The following is a 20,280-nucleotide window of genomic DNA, read 5'->3' on the forward strand; positions in this document are numbered from 1 at the left end:
ATTAGTGACTAAGCCCAAGATAATGACCGTTTACGGCACCCGGCCGGAGGCCATTAAGGTCGCCCCCGTCGTTAAGGCGCTGGATAAAGATGAGCGCTTTGAATCCATCCCGGTCTCTACCGGTCAGCATAAAGAGATGCTGGAGCAGGTCAACACCATGTTTGGCATCCAGCCGAAGCACGGCCTGGGGCTCATGAAACAGGGACAGGGACTCAATGAGCTTGTCTCCCGCGCAATTGCGGGTCTGGATTCCATCATTGAAGAAGAAAAGCCGGACGTCATTATCTCCCAGGGCGATACCTCTACGGCTATGGCTGCAGCACTTGCCGGTTTCCATCGCGGGGTCAAGATCGTTCACCTCGAAGCCGGTTTGCGTACCGGCGATATCCACTCGCCGTTCCCAGAAGAAGCTAACCGTAAGCTCATTGGCCAGGTAGCCGAGCTGCATCTGGCTCCAACCGCAGGCTCGATGGAGAACCTGCGCCGCGAGAATGTGCGTTCCAAGGACATTGTGGTCACCGGTAATACCGTCATTGACGCTCTGCTGGAAGCAGCATCGTGGGACACGAAGTTCGCAGACCCTGCCCTGCAGGAAGCCGCAGAGTCCGATAAGCGGCTTGTCGTAGTTACCACCCACCGCCGCGAGAACCTTGAGGCGATGAAGGAAATCGGTGGTGCAGTTAAGGACTTGGCAGAAGCCTATCCGGAGATTAACTTCGCATTGCCGCTGCACCTCAACCCCAAGGTGCGCCAGGCGGTCCTGCCGGAGGTCGAGCACCTGCCAAATATCATCATCACGGATCCGCTGCCTTATGACCAGTTCACGCAGCTACAAAACCGTGCCACCATCATCTTGACTGACTCCGGCGGAGTCCAGGAGGAGGCACCAGCATTGGGCAAGCCAGTGCTAGTCATGCGCCAAAACACCGAGCGCCCCGAAGCCGTGGTCGCCGGCACGGTTAAGCTGGTGGGCACTAATCGCGAGCTCATTGTGGCAGAGGCAAAGCTTTTGCTTTCCGACGCCGCCGCATTTGACGCCATGGCCAACGCCGTCAATCCTTATGGTGACGGCAAGGGCGCGCAGCGCGCTATTGCGGCTATCGCAGAGTTGACCGGGGTAGGCGAGCGCGTAGAGGATTTTCTGCCGGAGGCAGGTTCCTCTAAGGGGCCCAAGGCGAGGAATAACTCGCGCGCCTGCCGGAGAAAGCGGATATATTAAAGGTATGAAACCGCTGGATATCCGCTGTAACCACCGAGAGCGCATGAAAGCTGCAGACATTTTAGGAGATGCGCTTTCGGCAGGGCAGATTGACCTCGATGATTTTGAAAAACGCTCGGCCGCCTGCGTTAATGCAACGACTCGCGCTGAGCTCATCGAGCCGCTGGCTGACCTTGTAGAGGACCCAGAAGTTCTCCTTTTTAGGCAGGAACGAAAAATCGGAAAGGCCTATGTGGGCCAGCAAGAATCCAAAGCCATCGCCAAGGTGGAGCAGGCTATCCGCCAGGTACAGCCGAGCGTGCAGGAGACCCGCTCCCTTGCGGTGGGGATCTTCGGCGGGTCTACTGTCAGCGGCGGGGCAGTAGCTCGTTCTCTGACGGCGTTGGGCTTTTTCGGTGGCGTGGACATCGATCTCACGGGCGTCGCCCTGCACAGTCGTACTACCACCATCAACGCGGCGGGCGCCTTTGGTGGCGTCGATGTTTATATTCCCGAAGGCTTCCGCGTCCACGTCAGCGGCGTTGGACTCTTTGGCGGACATGACCTCAAGGTAGAGAACGGCGCCATCCATCCGAATGACCTCCCGGTAGACGCGCCAGAAATTATTGTGAACTGCTATAGCCTCTTCGGCGGCGTAGACGTTCACGTGGGGCGCCGCTACGGCGAGTAACCAAGCGCGATTGTAGTGCAAGCAACCACTTGCACTAATGAGCGTGGGCCAGTGCTTAGTCGGCCTCGATGATCGCTGCTAGACCTTGTCCGCCTCCAATACACATGGTAACCAGCGCGAGCTTACCGCCGGTGCGGTGAAGGTGATGCGCGGCGGTGACGACGATGCGGGCACCGGTAGCACCCACGGGATGGCCGAGCGAAATGCCAGAACCGTGCGGGTTGAAGCGCGGATCATCTGCCGAAATGTCCCATTCTTTGAGTACAGCCAGCGCTTGGGCGGCAAAGGCCTCATTGAGCTCAATGAGGTCAAGATCATCGAAGGTGATGCCGAGGCGATCCATAACCTTGCGGGAAGCCTCCACCGGGCCGATACCCATGCGTTCCGGATCCACGCCGGCTAGGGCCCATCCCTTGAGCGTGACCATTGGGGTAAGACCCAGCTCCTCGGCTTTTTCACGGGTAGTCACTAGGACGGCCGCGGCACCATCGTTTTGGCCCGAGGCATTACCGGCGGTAACCGTTGCCTCTTCGTCCTCCTTGCGCATGACCGCGAGCAGTTTAGATAGCTTGTCTGTACTGGAATCTGGGCGGACATGTTCATCCTTGTCTACGACGATAGGCTCCCCCTTGCGCTGGGGGACGGTGACGGGGATGATTTCGGCGTCGAAAAGCGATTGTTCCTGTGCAGCGGCGGCATTGCGGTGGGAACGTGCAGCGAGCTCGTCTTGGGCGACGCGCTCGATGGAGTATTCGCGGCGGAGATTTTCGGCGGTCTCAATCATGCCGCCGGCAATCGGGTGGTGCTTTCCGCCGGCGGCCTCGCGGGCTTCTTGGAGGCGATCGCGAAAGATCATATTTCCTCCCTTTGCTCCCCAGCGTACATCCGCATCAACGGTGTATTCGGTGCGGGACATAGACTCCGCGCCGCCGGCGATGATGACATCGGCAGCGCCAGTAGCAATGTGGGCACCTGCGGTAATAATGGCCTGCAGACCCGATCCGCAGCGGCGATCGAGCTGCATACCCGGCACGGTGGTGGGCAGGCCAGCGTCTAAGGCAGCCACGCGGCCCAAAGCGGGTGCGGCACCATTAGGGGAGCCTTGGCCCAAGATGACGTCATCGATTTTGGTGGGGTCGATACCGGACTCTTCCACAATGGTCTTGACCACGAGGCTAGCTAATTCTTGGACGGGGACGGACTTTAGCGCGCCACCATAACGGCCGACAGGGGTGCGCTTGGGGTAGCAAAGGACTACGTCGCGGGTGTGCATGATAATTCTCCTTTAAGAAAGTTCGGTGGTGGCAAGGTCATGGGAGATTGCCTTGCAGGTTGCGATGAGCTCCGGCAGGATGCGCGTGGTGAGATCCTCAGTGGAATAGACGGATGTTTGGGTTGAGACATTGATGGCTGCAGCAGTGCGGCCCGAACCATCGCGAATAGGAACTGCAATGGAACGCAGGCCCTTCTCCAGCTCTTGGTCTACGATGACCCAACCGCGTTTCCGGATCTCCGCTAGGCGCGCCCGAAGATCCGCGGGTGCGGTGAGCGTGTGAGGGGTGACTTTCTCCAGCGACGCCGTTTCTAGGAATTCGTCCAACTGCGATGGAGTGAGATCCGCTAACAGTACCTGTCCCATTGAGGTCGCGTGCGCGGGAAAGCGGGTGCCGATGGTGATATTGGTGGCCATGATGCGGTGTGCAGCGGCGCGGGCAATATAAACCACGGTGTCCCTATCCAACACACTGACAGAGCAGGATTCATCGAGTTTGGTGGATAACTCCCTCAAATGGGGCTGGGCAATATCGGGAAGACCCAAACTCGATAGGTAGGAATAGCCCAGTTCCAAAACCCGGGGGGTAAGCCAAAACTCAGAGCCATCCGTGCGCGCGTACCCCTCCGTTACCAAGGTGTGCAAAAAACGACGTGCAGTGGCACGTGCTAGCCCTGTGACCTCGGCAACCTGGGCCAGAGTCTGGCGTGGGCGCTCGCCATTAAAAGAGTGCAAAACGGCTAATCCGCGGGCGAGTGACTGCACCGTGGGGGTGTCGTTCAAGGTGTGGTCTCCGATTCTAAAAATTGATGAAGTGGCCTACGTCTCGTAATTGTATCCAAAAGTGTTCGCACTGTGAACCCTTGTGCAATATATGAACCACACGTAGGCTGAAGCCATGTTAGATAAAGTCATCGACTCAGTAGAAAATGCCGTAGCAGATATTCCAGACGGCGCTTCCATTGCGGTGGGCGGATTCGGGCTCGTGGGAATTCCGGCGCGTCTAATTGATGCTCTGCGTGAACTCGGCTCTGGAGACCTCACCATCATTTCCAATAATCTTGGTACCGACGATTTCGGGCTCGGGCTCTTGCTTAAAGATCATCGCATTTCCCGCTCTATTGGTTCCTATCTCGGAACGAATAAGGAGTACGCCCGCCAGTATCTCGAAGGAGAACTGACTGTGGAATTTACCCCGCAGGGAACGTTGGCAGAGCGTATGCGTGCCGGCGGTGCTGGCATTCCCGCCTTCTATACCAAGGCCGGCGTGGGAACCCCGCTTGCGGAAGGGGATATCCCCACCCGCTATAACCCGGATGGGTCCATAGCGCAGACTTCTAAGCCGAAGGAAACTCGTGAGTTTAACGGCGAGCTCTACGTGCTGGAGGAGGCACTGACCCCTGATTTTGCCTTCGTTCATGCCGCTCGCGCAGATCGATACGGCAACCTAGCTTTTGCCAAGACTGCGCAGAACTTTAACCCGGATGCCGCTCGTTGCGCTGATATCACCATTGTGCAGGCAGAAGAATTGGTGGAGGCGATTCCTCCGGCCGAGGTTGACGTGCCGGGCATCTACGTCGATCGCGTCGTAGAAGTGGGAAAGCAAGAAACTGGAATCGAATTTAGGACGGTGAGCAAGTAAATGACCTGGTCACGTGAAGAAATGGCGGCTCGGGCCGCACAGGAATTGAAAAACGGCGACTACGTCAACCTAGGAATTGGCATGCCAACGTTGATTCCTGGATTCCTACCAGAGGGCCTCGAAGTGGTGCTTCATTCTGAAAATGGCATCTTGGGCGTAGGTCCGTACCCGGCCGAAGATAAGGTGGACCCGGAACTTATCAATGCTGGCAAAGAGACCATCACTGCTGCTCCCGGAGCTTCATTCTTTTCTTCTTCGGAATCCTTTGGAATGATTCGATCACGCGCTATCGACGTAGCGGTACTTGGTGCCATGGAAGTATCCCAATTCGGAGACCTTGCCAATTGGATGATTCCGGGCAAGATGGTCAAAGGTATGGGCGGTGCCATGGATTTGGTTCATGGCGCCAAACGCATCGTGGTGATGATGCAGCACGTGTCCAAACATGGCAAGTCCAAAATCCTTTCAGAATGCCAACTGCCGCTCACCGGCGCGCGCTGCGTGGATCTTATTATTACGGACCGCGCCGTCTTCGAGGTTGATGAGTTAGAAGGTCTGACCTTAGTTCAGATGGCTGAGGGCGAGACTGAGGACTCCATCCGCGAGGTTACTGATGCCCCATTCACGCTGGACCTGTCTTAGTCCTGAACTGTTCCCGAAAGCCCGCCTTCTAGCACCCGGAAGGCGGGCTTTCTTTTTCATTTCTAATGAGTGGGGTTCTTTGGTGCTGAATTAGCTAAAGGCTGGGCCGAAATGATTCATGCTTCGGCCCAGCCCTAGGTGGGAATGAGAGAGGTACTAGTTAGACATCGCGTAGGTCTACACCCTTGGTTTCAGGGAGAATGTACATGCTAATGATGGTGAGGACGCATAGGGCGATGACATAAAAGCCAGAGGCCCACGCCAGATCGTGCGCGACAAACCACTGGTAGATATAGGGCGCGGTTCCGCCAAAGACAGCTACAGAGAGGGAGTATGCAAGACCGATACTATGCGTGCGCTGGGCGGTAGGGAAGACCTCGGACATGATGGAAGATAGCAGCGCACCACCGGCGGCGACGATAATCACGCCTACAGTAGAAGCGACGAGCAGGGTCCACGGACGGGAATCGATCAACGCCATGAGTGGGATTTGCAAAACGGCCATACCTACCGCGCAGATATAGATGACGGGTTTGCGCCCAATCTTGTCCGAGAGACTGCCCCACAGCGGTAGAGCGATAAGGCCAGCAACTTGAGCAACCACCGTGACCCAGTACGCGCCTTGTGTGGTCATTCCTTCGTGGCTAATGGCATAGGTAGAAACGTAGGAGGTCCACGTGTAGTGCGCTGAAGTAACGCCGGAGACCATGCCGATAACGAGCAGGATATTGATCCAAGCCGGACGAGTAGCGGAGGCAGATTGAGGGATTGCTGCGCGCTCCTTGCGCGCTGGGGTGTCTACGCTGGGCTCGGAACTGTCAATTTCCTTGAAGTGATCAGACTCTTTCATGTGGCGGCGTAGGTATAGCGCTACACAGGCAGAGAGCGCGCAGAGGAAGAAGGGGATGCGCCAACCCCATGAGGCAAGTTGTTCATCATTGAGTACGAGGGAGATTAGGCCGCCGAGCACGTAGGCGATGACGGAGCCACCGAAAATGGAAACGTAGACCATAGAGCCCCATTTACCGCGGTGGGCGTTGGGGGCGATTTCTGGGATATAGCTATTGGCGGCAGCTGATTCACCGCCGTGGGCGAAGCCCTGCAGGTTACGGATCACCAAAAGACCCACAGAGGACCAAATGCCGATCTGCTCATAGGTGGGCATGACTCCGATGATCGCGGAGGCGATGGCCATCATGATGATGGTCATCATAAGTACGGATTTTCGGCCGCGCTTATCTGCTACGCGGCCGAAGACGATTCCTCCGAGTGGACGCACCAGGAAACCAACGGCAAAAACGCCGAAGGTAGCTAAAAGGGCGGAGGTGGAGTCGCCCTTATTGAACATTGCGGTGGCAATGAATGGGGCAAAGACTGCATAGGAGCTCCACTCATACCACTCTAGGATTTGCCCGGTAAGGCTGGCTCCTAGGGATTTGATGTCGGTGGTAGAAGCTGCGTTTTTGCCGGATTCGGTATCTGGTGGCGATGTCGGTTTGGTGGTGGATGTCATGAGTTCTCCTTGTAGTGGGACCGGGACGGTTGGGAAAAATATTACCTAGATCACACAAATGGGCGGCGAGGATCCAAAGTATTGAGATCGTCTGACGCTATTGATGTTGTTTACCGCGTGAGAAACTGCACGTGATGAACCCCTTTCGGGGACAACCTGTGGTTAGATTTATGGTTCGCATTGTGAACTTGGGTGCGCATTGTGACCCCACTTGGGGGTAGTTGGGTAAATGTCTAGCGTTTCTGAGCTTGGATAACGGCGGGAAAGCCTTCCTTAGGTAAAAGTTTTAGGTTCACAGTGGTGGACACTGGTGTAGCGTGTGACATATGACACGGACGGAAAGGTATGAGTCCTAAGCCACCCGAGTCTTGTCGGAGCCACACCCTAAGGAGGGATTTATGACTGCTCTTAGTCCCGAGGAATTGAGCACAGAAAGCCTCGCCGAAGTCATGGCCGCGGGCGGACGCCCAGTCGATAGCGAGCGTGAAATTAAGATCATCGATACCACCCTGCGCGATGCGCACCAGAGTATCTGGGCCACCCGCATGACCACGGAACACATCCTTTCTCTGCTGGATGACATCACCAATGCCGGGTTCGAGCACGTTGACCTAGTTGCCCCCATTCAGTTCGACGTGGCCGTGCGGTATCTCAAAGAGGATCCGTGGGAACGTGTGCGCCTCGTCCACGAGCATGCCGCCCCCGGTACAAAGTTCCGCGCGCTGATTCGCTCCAAGAATCTAGCATCCTTTGACTTCCTGCCGGATGATGCCATCCTTAACTGGACTGAACGCCTTTATGCCAACGGCTTCCGTGTCATTGGTTCTTTTGATGGGCTCAATGACATCGACAACATTGACAAGGGCCTCAAGCTTGCCAAGGAACTTGGCGCTGAGACCTTTGGTGCGCTGTCCTACTGCCTTAGCCCAGTGCACACCGATGAGCTCTACAAGCAAAAGGCGGAGGAGCTGCTTGAACGCACCGACGTCGACCGCATCATGCTGAAGGACGCCGGCGGATTGCTCACTCCGGACCGCATGAGAACCCTTATCCCGGCTATCCGCAGCTCCATTGGAGAAGATATCCCGCTGGAGGTACACACCCACTCCCTGACCGGCTTGTCCCCATTGACCTATCTCTTTGGCGCGGAGTTGGGCGTGGATTCCATTCACACCTCCATCGCTCCGCTTGCCAACGGCCCCGGTCAGCCTGCGACCCAGGCCTTGGTACGAGATCTGCGGGCGCTCGGCTATACCGTCAACGTTGACGATGATCGCATCGCCTCTGCCAGCGACCGGATCCAAGAAATCGCCGATACTGAGGATAAGCCGGTGGGGGTGCCGCGTGCTTTCGACGGCCTCCACTACATGCACCAGCTGCCAGGCGGCATGCTGACGAACTTCGAATCTCAGCTGGAAACTGCGGGCCTAGGAGACCGATTTGAGGAGCTTCTCTATGAGGTGGCTCGCGTGCGAGAAGAGCTGGCATACCCCATCATGATTACGCCATTTGCCCAGTTCGTGGGTACACAGGCCGTCATGAATGTGATGACTGGTGAGCGCTACTCCGTGGTCCCAAATGAGATTAAGAAGTATGCCCTGGGTTACTACGGTGAACCTCTGGCCCCGCTGGACCCAGAGGTATTGGAAAAGATCCTGGCCAACGGTTCCTCCGAAATCACCGAGGAAATCCCAGAACTCAAGCCGGTACTGCCGGGCCTGAAAGAGGCGCATCCGGACGAGGACATCGACACCCTGCTTTTGCGCGTTATGTTCGCCGGCAGCCAAGTCGATGAAATGAAGCGCTTCGTAGCTGAGGGCCGCGCCGGCGAGGGCGAAGGCGTCAAAGGAGGCGTCTTGACCTCCCTCGTCCAGCAAATCTACAACTCTTCCGATACCACCGACTTCCACCTCAAGACCTCTGACCTGGAAATTAACCTCACTAAAGGAGAAAAGTAATCATGACTGATACCACCAACCTGCAGGATCTGAAGGCCCTCCTGAAGTGGGCCAACCTTTCCGATGATATCCAGGAGCTGCAGATCAAGTATGGCGACATCGAACTCGCCATGTCCCGCACGCCTGGCGGCCTCGACCGCCCAGCCCCGGCTCCGGCACCAGCTGCCGCGCCTGCAGCTGCTCCATCCGCATCCCCAGCAGAGCAAGCTCCCGTACAGCAGGCGCCGGCCCAAGCGGAGCCTGCACCAGCTCCCGCTGCACAAGAACCCGCTGCTCAGGAGGAGCCAAAGGCTTCCGGAGCTCCGGCAGCAGAGGGCGAGACCGTCACCGCTCCTATGGTCGGTACCTACTATGCTTCCCCGAAGCCGGGCGCGGACCCATTCGTCAAAGTTGGCGATGAGGTCGAGGTAGGACAGGTGCTGTGCATCGTCGAGGTTATGAAGCTGATGAACAATATTGAGGCCAAGTTTGCCGGAACTGTCAAGGAAATCCTCGTGGACAACGAGGATGCCGTTGAGCACGGCCAGCCACTAATGATCATCGAACCAAAGTAAACCCCGTTCCCACACACCGATCTGGAGGAAAACATGTCAGATCTCTTAAATAGCGTTCTGATTGCCAACCGCGGCGAGATCGCCTTGCGCGTTATCCGCGCCTGCAAGGAGCTGGGGATAAAATCCATCCTCGTCTACTCCGAGGGTGATAAGGATTCCTTGCCTGTCAAACTAGCTGATAAGGCGGTCTGCATCGGCCCAGCCAACGCCGCGAAAAGCTATAACAGCCCCGAGCTCATCCTTTCTGCGGCCATGGCTTTTAAGGTTGACGCCATCCATCCCGGCTACGGATTCCTATCTGAAAAGCCCGACTTTGTACGCATGGTGGAAGAAGAAAACATCGGCTTTGTCGGTCCCTCTGCCGAACACATCGGTTTGATGGGGGATAAGATCGAGGCAAAGCGCATCGCGCAAGCTGCCGGGGTGCCCACCGTGCCCGGCTCCGATGGAGTAGTCACCGAAATTGATGAGGCGATGGAAGTCGCCCGCAACACAGGCTTCCCTCTGCTTATTAAGGCTGCGGCCGGCGGTGGCGGTCGCGGCATGCGCGTGGTTGAATCCGAGGAAACGCTGGAAAAGGATCTCAATGAGATCATGAACGAGGCCGAATCCGCATTCAACGATCCCTCGGTGTACATCGAGCGCTATCTCACCGATATTAGGCACATTGAGATCCAGGTGCTTTCGGATGGAGAGAACGTCGTGGCCTTGGGAGAGCGTGACTGTACCTCCCAGCGCCGTAACCAGAAGCTTATTGAGGAAGGCCCGTCCCCGGTCCTGACCGAGGAACTCCGAGCGGGGATGCAGGAAGCTGCCATCAACCTGTGCAAGGAAGTTAAATACAAAAACGCCGGTACCATCGAGTTCGTGTTCGACAACACGGAAAACAAGTACTACTTCATCGAGATGAATACCCGTATCCAAGTCGAGCACCCGGTTACGGAAATGATTACCGGTGTGGACCTTATCAAGGAGCAGCTACGCATTGCCTCCGGACAGAAGTTGTCCATCAGGCAGGATGATATTGAGATACGCGGCCACGCTATTGAATGCCGCATCAATGCTGAGGACCCGAACCAAAACTTCGCTCCTCGCCCCGGCAAGATCGAACACTATCGCGTTCCAGGCGGCTTTGGTGTACGCATGGATACCCACATCGAAACCGGCTACACGATCCCACCTTTCTATGATTCTATGGTCGGCAAACTTATCGTGTGGGCAGAAGATCGCGATGAAGCCATCGCTCGAATGCTGCGCGCTATCGATGAGCTAGAGGTGGAGGGCGTGGTGACGACTGCGCCGTTCCAGGCGATGTTGCTCGATAGCGAAAAGTTCCGCAGCGGTGAGTTCAATACCGGTTATGTGGCCAAGCTACTGGAGAACACTGACTCCATTCCCACGGATTAATAAATCTTCTGGTAGCTAGCCCGCACCATCTCATGGCAGTGCTGCCGCCTCTCCGAGAGTGCAGGTCCCACAACCCTGGGCCTGCACTTTCAGTGTTTCTGCATTGTGCAATGTGGCAGAAGCCATGCTTGGCGATGCCCCCAGCTGCCTATAAGAAAGGACGCCCTATGTTGGTCATTGCCGCCCTGCTGGTCGGCGCCATAGTGCCGGTACAGACGGCCATTAATACGCGGTTTCGTGAAAGTGTTGGCTCCCCAATTGTGGCGGGATTCTTTTCCTTTATTATTGGCTTGTTCGTTTCTGCGCTTATTGCTCTTGCGCTCACCGGTCACCTAATTCCGGATTTAGCCACCGCTGCGCAACAGCCCTGGTGGGTGTGGCTCGGCGGGTTTATGGGAGTTTCCTTCATCGTGGGAAATATTCTGCTTTTCCCTCGCATCGGCAGTGTGGAGACCGTTATCTTGCCTATCTTGGGGCAGGTAACAATGGGTCTGCTTTGCGATACCACCGGCATATTCAATTCCCCACACGTTGGAGTCGGCCCGCTGCGCATCCTCGGAGTGGCCGTGGTGTTGGTCGGAATCGCGTTGGTATTGGAAATCGGGCGCGGTGCCGCTACTACGCATGCTACAGCCAGTGGTGTGAAGCTGTGGTTGTGGCGGCTTTTTGGGGTTCTTATTGGAATGGGCTCAGCAACCCAAACTGCTGTCAACGGCTTCCTCGGCCGTGCATTGGGCAACCCCCTTCCCGCCGGCGAGGTTTCTCTAGCAGTCGGCGTGCTCTTGCTTGCAGTGCTGTCTATCGCCCCCCGAGGTCCGCGGCGTGCTCTTTTCACCCGTCCCGCCCCTGGTCCGTGGTGGATGTGGTTCGGTGGAGTCCTTGGGGCACTCTTCGTGGTTGGTGGGGCTACGCTTTCTCCCATCTTGGGCACGGGAACGACCGTGATTGGATCGTTGGTGGGATCAATTGTGTGCGGTCAGGTAGTAGAGTCGCTCGGCTGGGGGCATGCGCGCCGGGGACTGCCCCCTATTCACCGCGTAGTGGGACTGGCCTTAGTCATCATTGGGGTCGTGATGGTGCGTTCGCTCTAAAACGTAGTGCCTTAGCGGCGCCAGCGCTCGAGCACCAGGCGTCTATCCAGTGACCGTGAAACGCAGGGCGCAAAGGCGCCGTCTGCATGCATTTGCTCATTAAAGACGGAATCTCGATGATCTGGCTCGCCTTCTATCACTTTCATAACGCAGGTGCTGCAGGTGCCTTCTAAACAACGTGACATCACCGGCAAGTCAGCTTCCTCGAGTGCCTCGAGTACAGTGACATTGGCTGGAACGTGTACGGTTTCCCCACAAAATTCCACGTCGAAAGCGCAATCGCCTGCACTGGCATTTTTCTCTCCGCTAAGCGCTTCCATATCAGGGTGGAAGTTTTCCCAGTGGAAATTCTGGTGGGGCAGGTAGTCCAGCACTACCTCCTTCGCGCCGGACATGAATTCTTGTGGACCGCATACATAAAACACTGTTTCCTGCGGGGCTTGGGATAATAGGTGTCGGTAGATTTCTTCTTGCCGTGCACGGGGTGAGCCAAAAACTTCAATGAGACTATCGCCGCATATGCTGCGCAATTGGGGCAGGAGTACGGCGCGGGTAATGCTAGAGGCAAAGTAAAGCACCATGAAGGGTTTGCCTTGGCGCTGTAGCGATTGGGCCATGGATAGCATAGGCGCAATACCCACACCGGCGCCGACGAGTACATAGTAGCTGGCGGTGTCAACGAGTTCGAAGTTATTGTGCGCTGGGGAGATGAGTAACTCATCGCCCGCGCGAAGTTGCATCATGACAAGGGAGCCACCCCGCGAATTCTCTTCGCGTTTAACGGCGATGCCGTAAGTTAAATGTGCACCGGCGTCACAACTGGAGATCTCCTTGGATGGCATTTCAAAAACGGAGTACTGGCGCACTAATTCCGTTTCTTCTGGCCCAGTGAGCGTGACGTCTACGTGGCAGCCAGGGGAGTAGTCGGGGAGTTTCGCTCCTTTCTTAAAGCAGAATTCCAGCACCATAAGGTCATCAGCGACTGGGGTGACCTGCTGTACTGTGGCCCGCAGCCGCGAACCTTCGCTCCGTTTTGCTGTGCCTCGTGCCGGAGAGTGTTTTAAGGAAGTTTCGTCCATTGTGGCCCCTTTCTGCTCAATGGCGTGGGCGGAGCGAGGGAAGCCTGTGAAGCGTTCTAACGCTGTGCGGCTCATTCGCATCTCGCGGCACCACTTCACGCCATTCAGCTTTTAAAGTAATTGAGGACATAGTAGCCACTAACTGAGTGCTATGTCACTCATGTAGTAACACTGGGCCAGTTAAGCGCATTCTATACACCCACATGGGTGGGTGAAGGCTTCAAATTAAAAGATTTCCTGGCGCATCCTTCTGTCTTATTTCTCATGGTAGGGGGGTGTAATTCAAGCCCTTCTGTCCACTGTTGAAAGTTTAAAGCAGAGCAAAATGGGTAAACCTCCGCGAATTCCATTGCGGTGCGATCTGACTCTCTATACGATGACCACTACGTATTAAAGGTGACATAGAGCACATATTGTTCAACAGTGTGTGGTCTCACACTTGAGTGAAGAAAGGGAGCCACTGCAATGTCAACCCCCACCAAGCCCTTGGCGAGCGAAACCACGCAGCCAGAGATTTTGCCGATGTCCGATAATCCTTATGAGGATTTCCGCTATTTTTACCGCGATGGAATGCCGCTACGCCCGGCGCCTAAGCGGCGCGTAGACAAACCGGGTTGGTCCACGCTTCGCCACAATATTTTTGACAAGTGGCACACTGTCCACGATGACTGGGCCGGGTATGACACACCCCAAACACGACTCCTAGATGACCATATGTGGCAAACGGATGAACAAGGCGCCGCTTTGGCTGAATCCTTCCGTCGCGATGGCGCAAAGAAAGCTCGGGCCGACTTTGAGCAAGCTCTAAATAAGGGCATCGAAACCGTCGAAGAACCGTCCTCAGAACTCGTTGCGTTCTTCGAGCAGGTAGATACTATTCCCGAGTGGATTGATCTGGAGGCCGCTGAGCGGGGGCGCGTGGCTTATTACAATGCCACGCCAAGCGCAGATTTGCTCACCTTCAATTTTGGTTATTGGGCTACCACCATGGAGGATCGCACCTCTGCGGCCACGGGTGAGACCGGCATGTTCGAATTCAAAGCGATGCAGCGCGCGCTAGAGACTTCCAAGTTCTTTGTTGATTTGGGCAAACAGGATGTCTTTGATCGCTTTGGGGAAGGCCGCAAAGCGGCAGTGCACGTTCGCCTTTTGCATGCACAGGCTAATAGGGGACTGGAAAAGCTATGGGGCCCAGAACACTACAACGAGTTCGGACGGCCGATTGGCTCGAGCTTCCTCGTTTCGGGTGAGGGCTGGTTTGCGCTCATGCCACTAGCCATTGACGAGATATTCGGTCGTCCTCACTCTGGACAAGACTGGGATGACGTAGCTCAGTACTGGGCTTATGTCTTGCACATGATGGGTGCAGAGCACCGTCTCATTCCAAAAAATGGTGATGAGATGCGCAAAATGACTGACTTCATTTACGCAAATGGTGGGCGGTCTTCCGCGTATCACCAGCGTGTTGCCACTGCGCTGATGTCCATTGTGGAACAAATGGATCCCAATCTGCCGCTAGAAATGCTGGGCTCGTTGGCCACGTTGGTTGGCCCTGAAGATACCAAGTTCATGGTGGAGGGGACCCGTTGGGCCGAATTGGACTTTAGCCAGGCTGCGAAGGATTTTGAGGAAAAGGCCCGTAAAGAGGCTGAAGAAGCCCGCGAAGCGGACCAACGACCAGACGCTGAAGCCTATAAGAAGCAGAAAGCTACTCAAGGTCGCCCGCCGTGGTCGAACGCCTTGGAAGAAGTGCAGGAATACATCAAAAATAACGAGCCCGACGTCAAGGTGGCCTGGACTTTGCACGACGATTCGAAAGAAGCAAAGCGCTAGATCCCGCGCCACCGACTTAAAGATTAGAAAGTGAAGTGACTGGAATGTCAACCCCCACCAAGCCCTTGGCGAGCGAAGCCACGCAGCCAGAGATTTTGCCGATGTCCGATAATCCTTATGAGGATTTCCGCTATTTTTACCGCGATGGAATGCCGCTGCGCCCGGCACCTAAGCGGCGCACCCCCACCCCGAGCTGGTCCGTGCTGCGCCATAATATTTTTGATTCTTGGCACTCAGTGGAAGATTCTTGGGAGGGCTACGGTACTGCGCAAACCCGCCTTTTAGATGACCACATGTGGCAAACCGACGAGGTGGGTGAGAAGCTCGCCCAAGCCTTCCGTCGCGATGGTGCGAAGGAATCGCGGAAGAAATTCGAGCAGGCGCTAAATCAGGGCATCGATACTGTGCGTGAACCTGCCCCTGAGTTGGTGGAGTTTTTCCAAGAAGTAGATCGGATCCCAAGTTGGCTAGATCTCGAGGCCGCCGAACGCGGGCGCGTAGCCTATTACAACGTCACCCGCACCTCAGAGATTCTTGCTATCGCCTTTGCTTATTGGGCAACTACGTTGGAGGATCGCACCTCTGCGGCCACAGGCGAGACCGGAATGTTTGAGTTTCAAGCCATGCAACGGTCTATTGAGACTGCACAGTTCTTTGTGGATCTAGGAAAGAAGAACGTTTTCGAGCGCTTTGGTGAGGGACGCAAGGCGGCGGTTCGCGTGCGTTTGCTCCATGCCCAGGCAAACCGCGGATTGGAAAAGATGTGGGGTCCGGAGCACTATAACGAATTCGGGCGTCCAATCGGCTCCAGTTTCCTCGTCTCTGGAGAAGGCTGGTTTGGCATGATGCCGCTTGCAATCGACGAGTTCTTTGGCCGTCCGCATAGCGGCCAGGAGTGGGATGACGTGGCTCAGTATTGGGGATACATCCTCTACATGATGGGAGCGGAGGAGCGCCTTATCCCTAAAACTGGCGATGAAATGCGCAAGATGACTGATTACATCTATGGCAATGGCGGATATTCCTCTGCTTACCACGAGCGTGTGGCTACCGCGCTGATGTCCATCCTGGAAAGCCTCAACCCCCTCGTGCCGCACGTTGCCCTTGGCGCACTATCTACCATCTGCGGCGAGAAAGACACCAAATTTATGGTGCAGGGCACGCGCTGGGAAAAGATCAACTTCAAGCCCTGGGGAATCCTCTTCAAGGCGGCCGCTAAAGCGGAAGCTCGTGCGGCCCGCGTCCGGGACAAGCTCCCAGGTGCGCAAAGGGCCAGGGTTAAGCGTGCCAATAATGGTAAGCCTCCCTGGACTGCGGTGACGGAGGTGATCAAAGACTACATCGCTAAGAATGAGCCAGATACCAAGTCCGATTACACCCTGCACGATGACTCGAAGGAAGCCCGCATCTAAACCGGCCGTACCAACAGTCACCACACCATGAGGAGAAACTACAATGAATGCACCAGCATCGTTGACCACCGTAAATGAATGGCCGGCTGGCCGCGGCAGCCGCGAAGAATTCGTGGCAAAGTATGGCACGGAGCGCGCAGACCGCTACCAAGAGGCCTTCTGGGCTATGGATCCCGTGGCAGACGCCCTATTCACCAGTGGTCATACGGTTAAGGAAATCATGCCCAACCTGCGGGAGGCCTTGGCCCGCGGTACCGCCGATGACAATACCCTGCCTGAGGTAGCGGCACTGATTGAGGATATGACCAAGGCGCTTGCGGGGGTGGACGCGGAACAACTCGAGCGCGGTCGCCGCACCTACCTATCTATTCCGCCGTTGAGCCACGGTCTGGCGCTGGGCCCTGGTTCCTTGGTGCATACGTATGCCACCCCGGCCATCGCTGACCTATTGGTTAATACTGGCGAGCTTACTGACGGTGCCGTCAAGCGTCTTGCCTACACCACAAACTGGACCTATTCGCTCTACTTGCCGGATGCTTTGCAGCCGGGAGGGGAGGGCTTTATCCATACCGGTATGGTGCGCGCGATTCACGCTCATGTACGCCGCGTACATAACCGCAAGGGGTTGGACTATTCCGAGTATGGTGCGCCGATTAGTGAATTCGACATGCTACGCACCTGGTTTGATTTCACATATATCCCTTATGCCGGGCTGCGCCGCATGGGCTGGCAGCTCACCGCGGAAGAAGAAAAGGATGTGTTCTACCTGTGGAAGATAGTCGGCCGCATGTTGGGAATCCGTCCCGATCTCTTCCGCGGCGAGGATGGCGTAGAGGCCTCACAGGAGACCATGGACGCCATCCATGCCGTCGACGGCGAGATTAACGAGGCTGCCCGCCAGCTTGTCGATGCCTTGATGTCTGGCTTCGTTGTCAATGCTAGGGAACTCACTGGTTTCCCAGAAGACACACTTGCAGATTGGACCGCTGCGCACGTGCGCATCATCCACGGCGATGAGGTGGCTGATGCCTGTGGCGTGGCGCAGTCCGTGATGCAGCCCATCTTGGAGATGGAAGCCTCACTAGTGCAAGAACGTTTTGACCTGCTGCGCCAAGACAAGGAAGCCCTCGAGGCGGAAATCCAGAAGAATGAGGACATGGTCCGCCAGATGCTTACCCGTGATGCCACCTACATGAAGCAGGATGAGGGCGTGAAAATGAAGGATGGCTCGATGGCCGTCGGCGCTTAAATCGGTGACATGGATAACAAAAGTCGCGTACTGTTGTGATAGGCACAATGCCTGCGCGATGTACATCAATATCAACACCCCATAGGAAGGAAGTTCCGATGTCTAAGGGCTACGCAGTTACCAACCCCGCCACAAATGAAGTGGTAGAAACCTTCGATACCTTTACCGACGAGCAGATCCAGGATGCACTAGCCAAGTCCCACGAGGCCTTTCAAACCTGGCGTAAGACCCCAATTGACGAGCGTGCCAAGATTGTCTCCCGTGCTGCTGAGCTCTTTAAGGAGCGTAAGGGTGAACTAGCCAAGATTGAGGCCCAAGAAATGGGCAAGGCCACCCCGGAAGGGGAGTGGGAGATCAACTTCTCCGGCGATATCCTGCAGTTCTATGCGGATAATGCGGCAGAGCACAATAAAGACAAGCCAGTCGATGTACCCGGCGGAAAGGCCGTGGTTCGCCGCCTTCCCGTTGGCTCCCTCCTGGGCATCATGCCGTGGAACTATCCCATCTACCAGGTCGCCCGCTTTGCCGGACCGAACCTGATGAACGGCAATTGCATTTTGCTAAAGCATGCCGAAATTACCCCGAAGTCCGCCGCTGCTATCGAGGAGATCTTCCGCGAGGCTGGCCTGCCCGAGGGAGTGTACATCAATATTTATGCCGACCATGACCAGATTGCGGACGTTATTGCTGATCCGCGCGTCCAGGGTGTTTCTCTCACTGGTTCTGAGCGCGCCGGCGCCGCCATTGCAGAAATCGCCGGCCGCAACCTTAAGAAGGCTGTGTTGGAGCTCGGCGGCACTGATCCGTATATTATTCTCGATGCCGCCGATATCACTAAGGCGGCTGAGGAAGCCTGGGTCAAGCGCATCGAGAACGTCGGCCAGGCCTGCACCTCCAATAAGCGCATCATCGTCATGGAGGATATCTACGACGAGTTTGTTGATGAAATGGTGCGCATCGCCGAGGGAATGGCACAAGGTGATCCTTCCAGCCCAGCAGAGAACCAGTACTACCCAATGTCCTCGCGCAGCGCTGCAGAGAACCTAGACAAGCAGGTCCAGCGTGCCGTGGACAATGGTGCCACTATCCGTACCGGTGGCGAGCTGCATGAGACTGCGGCCTACTACACGCCAACCGTGCTTACCGACGTCCCCGTAGGCTCCGACTCCTACTATGAGGAGTTCTTCGGCCCTGTGGCCGAAATCTATAAGGTCTCTTCCGAAAAGGAAGCAGTGGAGCTAGCCAATAACTCCAACTACGGTCTGGGCGGCGCCGTCTTCTCTGAGGACACCGAGCGTGCCACCAACGTGGCTGACCAGATCGATACCGGAATGATTCACGTCAACCTGGGACAGTACTTCTCCCCAGTGCTGCCTTTCGGCGGAATCAAGAATTCCGGCTATGGCCGCGAACTTTCTGTCTTTGCCCTAGATGAGTTCGTAAATAAGCAGTATCTGTACATCAACGACTAGGCCACAAGCCGTTCTAGCCCAGAGGTAATAGGGCTGAATACAAAAGTTCCCGCTTAGCAAAGCTAAGCGGGATTTTTGCTCCTCCAACTGGGCTCGAACCAGTGACCTAAACCCTATTTAACCTGCATAAACACCCTCTTCAAGCCCTACGTGACGACAATCTGACGACATCTGAAATCTTTTCATCCACAGCGCTGCCCACCGCCTCCAAATCCTCATCAAACAATTCAGCGTAAATATCAAGCGTCATCGCCGCTGAAGAATGGCCGAGCTCACGCTGGATAACTTTCACATTCGCCCCAGCCGACACCATCAACCCGGCGGCCACATGCCTAAGACCATGCGGAGTCACACGCGGAAAATCCGGGTACTTATCCATACACCTATCCAACGCGTTGTAGTACCACTTGCCATGCGTAGGCGGCTTCATCGGCGAACCATCACGACGCGGCCATAACAACTCATCCGGGCTTTTACCTTCCATTACCGGTATAAGCATCCGCATCACCGATGCCGGCACAGCCACTTCGCGTACCTCATGTGTCTTAGGCGTGCCAATAACCACTTCGGTGCCTACTGTGACGGCGTTTCGTTCAATGCTGATTCGGTTTCGCGTGACGTCTACGTCGCGGACTCTGAGGGCTGCTGCTTCGCCCCAGCGAAGACCCACGGTGCCTAGTAACCATACGAGTTCTTTGTACTTAGTGCATTCGTTAACGAGTAGTCCGAGTTGTTCTGCGGTGAGGTATATCTTTTTTGCGGCGGTTTTGCGGGGTAGTTTAATTCCTCGGGCTGGGTTGTTGCGTATGGCTTTGTCCATTACCGCTAAGTCGAGGATTTGGGCTAGTACGGCGTGTGCTTGTCGTACGAGTGAGGCTGATTTGTCCAGTGATGAGACCCAGACTTGTACTTCTGATGGTTTGATGCTTGATATTTGGCGGTTCCCCCATTGTGGTTTCACGTGGTTTCGCCATATAGCGAGCATGTCGTATTTAGTCTTTGGTTTGAGGTGGGTGATGTTCGTGAGCCATGGGACGGCCATTTGTTCGATGGTGATTTTGCCGGCGTTGGGGTTTATCCAGTCGTTTTCGCGTATATTGACTGCGTTTTTGTCGGCCCATGCTTGCGCTTCGTTTTTGGTGCGGAATCCTCGTTTTGTGTGGGATGTGCCGTTTGGGTCGCGGTACTGGACCCGCCAGGACTTTCCTTTTGCGGTCTTGTAAGACTTGATTGAAGACATGATAGAGATCTTTGTGTTGTATAAAA

Annotated in this window: 17 protein-coding genes; 12 read left to right on the forward strand and 5 right to left on the reverse strand. The window is 55.8% G+C overall.

All coding sequences use genetic code 11. The annotated features are described in order from the left end of the window. Positions 1 to 4 precede the first annotated feature (4 nt). Positions 5 to 1,219 carry a non-hydrolyzing UDP-N-acetylglucosamine 2-epimerase gene (wecB, locus tag QP990_RS06800; protein WP_284798764.1) on the forward strand — a complete coding sequence of 405 codons (1,215 nt, stop codon included), beginning with the start codon at positions 5 to 7 and terminating at the stop codon, positions 1,217 to 1,219. A gap of 4 nt (positions 1,220 to 1,223) precedes the next feature. Then, positions 1,224 to 1,889: a DUF1707 domain-containing protein gene (locus QP990_RS06805; RefSeq protein ID WP_284798765.1), complete on the forward strand. Its 666-nt coding sequence runs from the start codon at positions 1,224 to 1,226 to the stop codon at positions 1,887 to 1,889. A 55-nt stretch (positions 1,890 to 1,944) separates the two neighbouring features. Here QP990_RS06805 and QP990_RS06810 read toward each other — a convergent pair whose 3' ends face one another. Together QP990_RS06810 and QP990_RS06815 are read right to left on the reverse strand one after the other, a co-directional pair. After that, positions 1,945 to 3,162: an acetyl-CoA C-acetyltransferase gene (locus tag QP990_RS06810; protein WP_284798766.1), complete on the reverse strand. Its 1,218-nt coding sequence runs from the start codon at positions 3,160 to 3,162 to the stop codon at positions 1,945 to 1,947. Positions 3,163 to 3,174: 12 nt separating this feature from the next. After that, positions 3,175 to 3,945: an IclR family transcriptional regulator C-terminal domain-containing protein gene (locus QP990_RS06815; protein ID WP_284798767.1), complete on the reverse strand. Its 771-nt coding sequence runs from the start codon at positions 3,943 to 3,945 to the stop codon at positions 3,175 to 3,177. 115 nt (positions 3,946 to 4,060) lie between these two features. On the opposite strand from QP990_RS06815, the gene QP990_RS06820 reads away from it, so the two are divergent. Both QP990_RS06820 and QP990_RS06825 read left to right on the forward strand, forming a co-directional pair. Further along, a complete protein-coding gene (locus QP990_RS06820) occupies positions 4,061 to 4,804 on the forward strand; it encodes a CoA transferase subunit A (protein WP_023021017.1) in 744 nt (247 codons plus the stop codon). After that, a complete protein-coding gene (locus QP990_RS06825; RefSeq protein WP_086589098.1) occupies positions 4,805 to 5,446 on the forward strand; it encodes a 3-oxoacid CoA-transferase subunit B in 642 nt (213 codons plus the stop codon). 160 nt (positions 5,447 to 5,606) lie between these two features. Here QP990_RS06825 and QP990_RS06830 read toward each other — a convergent pair whose 3' ends face one another. Beyond that, on the reverse strand, positions 5,607 to 6,959 hold the full coding sequence (locus tag QP990_RS06830) for an MFS transporter (protein WP_284798768.1): 1,353 nt from the start codon (positions 6,957 to 6,959) through the stop codon (positions 5,607 to 5,609). A gap of 398 nt (positions 6,960 to 7,357) precedes the next feature. On the opposite strand from QP990_RS06830, the gene QP990_RS06835 reads away from it, so the two are divergent. The 4 genes from QP990_RS06835 (at position 7,358) to QP990_RS06850 (ending at position 11,969) form a co-directional block, all read left to right on the forward strand. Beyond that, a complete protein-coding gene (locus QP990_RS06835; RefSeq protein WP_284798769.1) occupies positions 7,358 to 8,917 on the forward strand; it encodes a pyruvate carboxylase in 1,560 nt (519 codons plus the stop codon). Positions 8,918 to 8,919: 2 nt separating this feature from the next. Next, positions 8,920 to 9,471, forward strand: a complete 552-nt coding sequence (gene accB / locus QP990_RS06840; protein WP_023021021.1) for an acetyl-CoA carboxylase biotin carboxyl carrier protein — start codon at positions 8,920 to 8,922, stop codon at positions 9,469 to 9,471. Between the two features lie 33 nt (positions 9,472 to 9,504). Continuing rightward, on the forward strand, positions 9,505 to 10,878 hold the full coding sequence (gene accC / locus QP990_RS06845) for an acetyl-CoA carboxylase biotin carboxylase subunit (RefSeq protein WP_284798770.1): 1,374 nt from the start codon (positions 9,505 to 9,507) through the stop codon (positions 10,876 to 10,878). A gap of 167 nt (positions 10,879 to 11,045) precedes the next feature. Next, positions 11,046 to 11,969 (forward strand): DMT family transporter, encoded by a 924-nt coding sequence (locus QP990_RS06850; protein WP_284798771.1) that lies wholly within the window; start codon positions 11,046 to 11,048, stop codon positions 11,967 to 11,969. 11 nt (positions 11,970 to 11,980) lie between these two features. Here QP990_RS06850 and QP990_RS06855 read toward each other — a convergent pair whose 3' ends face one another. Beyond that, a complete protein-coding gene (locus QP990_RS06855; RefSeq protein ID WP_284798772.1) occupies positions 11,981 to 13,048 on the reverse strand; it encodes a PDR/VanB family oxidoreductase in 1,068 nt (355 codons plus the stop codon). 465 nt (positions 13,049 to 13,513) lie between these two features. Here QP990_RS06855 and QP990_RS06860 point away from each other — a divergent pair, with 465 nt between their 5' ends. From QP990_RS06860 to QP990_RS06875, 4 genes are all read left to right on the forward strand, one after another. Then, positions 13,514 to 14,881 carry an oxygenase MpaB family protein gene (locus QP990_RS06860; protein WP_284798773.1) on the forward strand — a complete coding sequence of 456 codons (1,368 nt, stop codon included), beginning with the start codon at positions 13,514 to 13,516 and terminating at the stop codon, positions 14,879 to 14,881. 44 nt (positions 14,882 to 14,925) lie between these two features. Then, on the forward strand, positions 14,926 to 16,293 hold the full coding sequence (locus tag QP990_RS06865; protein ID WP_284798774.1) for an oxygenase MpaB family protein: 1,368 nt from the start codon (positions 14,926 to 14,928) through the stop codon (positions 16,291 to 16,293). Between the two features lie 43 nt (positions 16,294 to 16,336). Beyond that, complete coding sequence (locus QP990_RS06870; protein WP_284798775.1) at positions 16,337 to 17,542, forward strand: oxygenase MpaB family protein; 1,206 nt, start codon at positions 16,337 to 16,339, stop codon at positions 17,540 to 17,542. A 98-nt stretch (positions 17,543 to 17,640) separates the two neighbouring features. Further along, positions 17,641 to 19,014: an NAD-dependent succinate-semialdehyde dehydrogenase gene (locus QP990_RS06875; RefSeq protein WP_284798776.1), complete on the forward strand. Its 1,374-nt coding sequence runs from the start codon at positions 17,641 to 17,643 to the stop codon at positions 19,012 to 19,014. Positions 19,015 to 19,153: 139 nt separating this feature from the next. Here the strand turns inward: QP990_RS06875 and QP990_RS06880 are convergent, their stop codons facing one another. Then, complete coding sequence (locus tag QP990_RS06880; protein WP_239208756.1) at positions 19,154 to 20,254, reverse strand: tyrosine-type recombinase/integrase; 1,101 nt, start codon at positions 20,252 to 20,254, stop codon at positions 19,154 to 19,156. Positions 20,255 to 20,280 lie beyond the last annotated feature (26 nt).

This window comes from Corynebacterium sp. MSK071, from assembly GCF_030232125.1.
Taxonomy (GTDB): Bacteria; Actinomycetota; Actinomycetes; order Mycobacteriales; family Mycobacteriaceae; genus Corynebacterium; species Corynebacterium kefirresidentii.

Excerpts from the sequence above, each read along its gene's own strand:
- QP990_RS06870 (WP_284798775.1), top strand. The coding sequence starts at position 16,337 with ATGAATGCACCAGCATCGTTGACCACCGTAAATGAATGGCCGGCTGGC.
- QP990_RS06820 (WP_023021017.1), top strand. The coding sequence starts at position 4,061 with ATGTTAGATAAAGTCATCGACTCAGTAGAAAATGCCGTAGCAGATATT.
- QP990_RS06865 (WP_284798774.1), top strand. The coding sequence starts at position 14,926 with ATGTCAACCCCCACCAAGCCCTTGGCGAGCGAAGCCACGCAGCCAGAG.
- QP990_RS06835 (WP_284798769.1), top strand. The coding sequence starts at position 7,358 with ATGACTGCTCTTAGTCCCGAGGAATTGAGCACAGAAAGCCTCGCCGAA.
- QP990_RS06860 (WP_284798773.1), top strand. The coding sequence starts at position 13,514 with ATGTCAACCCCCACCAAGCCCTTGGCGAGCGAAACCACGCAGCCAGAG.
- QP990_RS06875 (WP_284798776.1), top strand. The coding sequence starts at position 17,641 with ATGTCTAAGGGCTACGCAGTTACCAACCCCGCCACAAATGAAGTGGTA.
- QP990_RS06855 (WP_284798772.1), bottom strand. The coding sequence starts at position 13,048 with ATGGACGAAACTTCCTTAAAACACTCTCCGGCACGAGGCACAGCAAAA.
- QP990_RS06810 (WP_284798766.1), bottom strand. The coding sequence starts at position 3,162 with ATGCACACCCGCGACGTAGTCCTTTGCTACCCCAAGCGCACCCCTGTC.
- QP990_RS06825 (WP_086589098.1), top strand. The coding sequence starts at position 4,805 with ATGACCTGGTCACGTGAAGAAATGGCGGCTCGGGCCGCACAGGAATTG.
- QP990_RS06830 (WP_284798768.1), bottom strand. The coding sequence starts at position 6,959 with ATGACATCCACCACCAAACCGACATCGCCACCAGATACCGAATCCGGC.
- QP990_RS06850 (WP_284798771.1), top strand. The coding sequence starts at position 11,046 with ATGTTGGTCATTGCCGCCCTGCTGGTCGGCGCCATAGTGCCGGTACAG.
- QP990_RS06805 (WP_284798765.1), top strand. The coding sequence starts at position 1,224 with ATGAAACCGCTGGATATCCGCTGTAACCACCGAGAGCGCATGAAAGCT.
- accB (WP_023021021.1), top strand. The coding sequence starts at position 8,920 with ATGACTGATACCACCAACCTGCAGGATCTGAAGGCCCTCCTGAAGTGG.
- accC (WP_284798770.1), top strand. The coding sequence starts at position 9,505 with ATGTCAGATCTCTTAAATAGCGTTCTGATTGCCAACCGCGGCGAGATC.
- QP990_RS06880 (WP_239208756.1), bottom strand. The coding sequence starts at position 20,254 with ATGTCTTCAATCAAGTCTTACAAGACCGCAAAAGGAAAGTCCTGGCGG.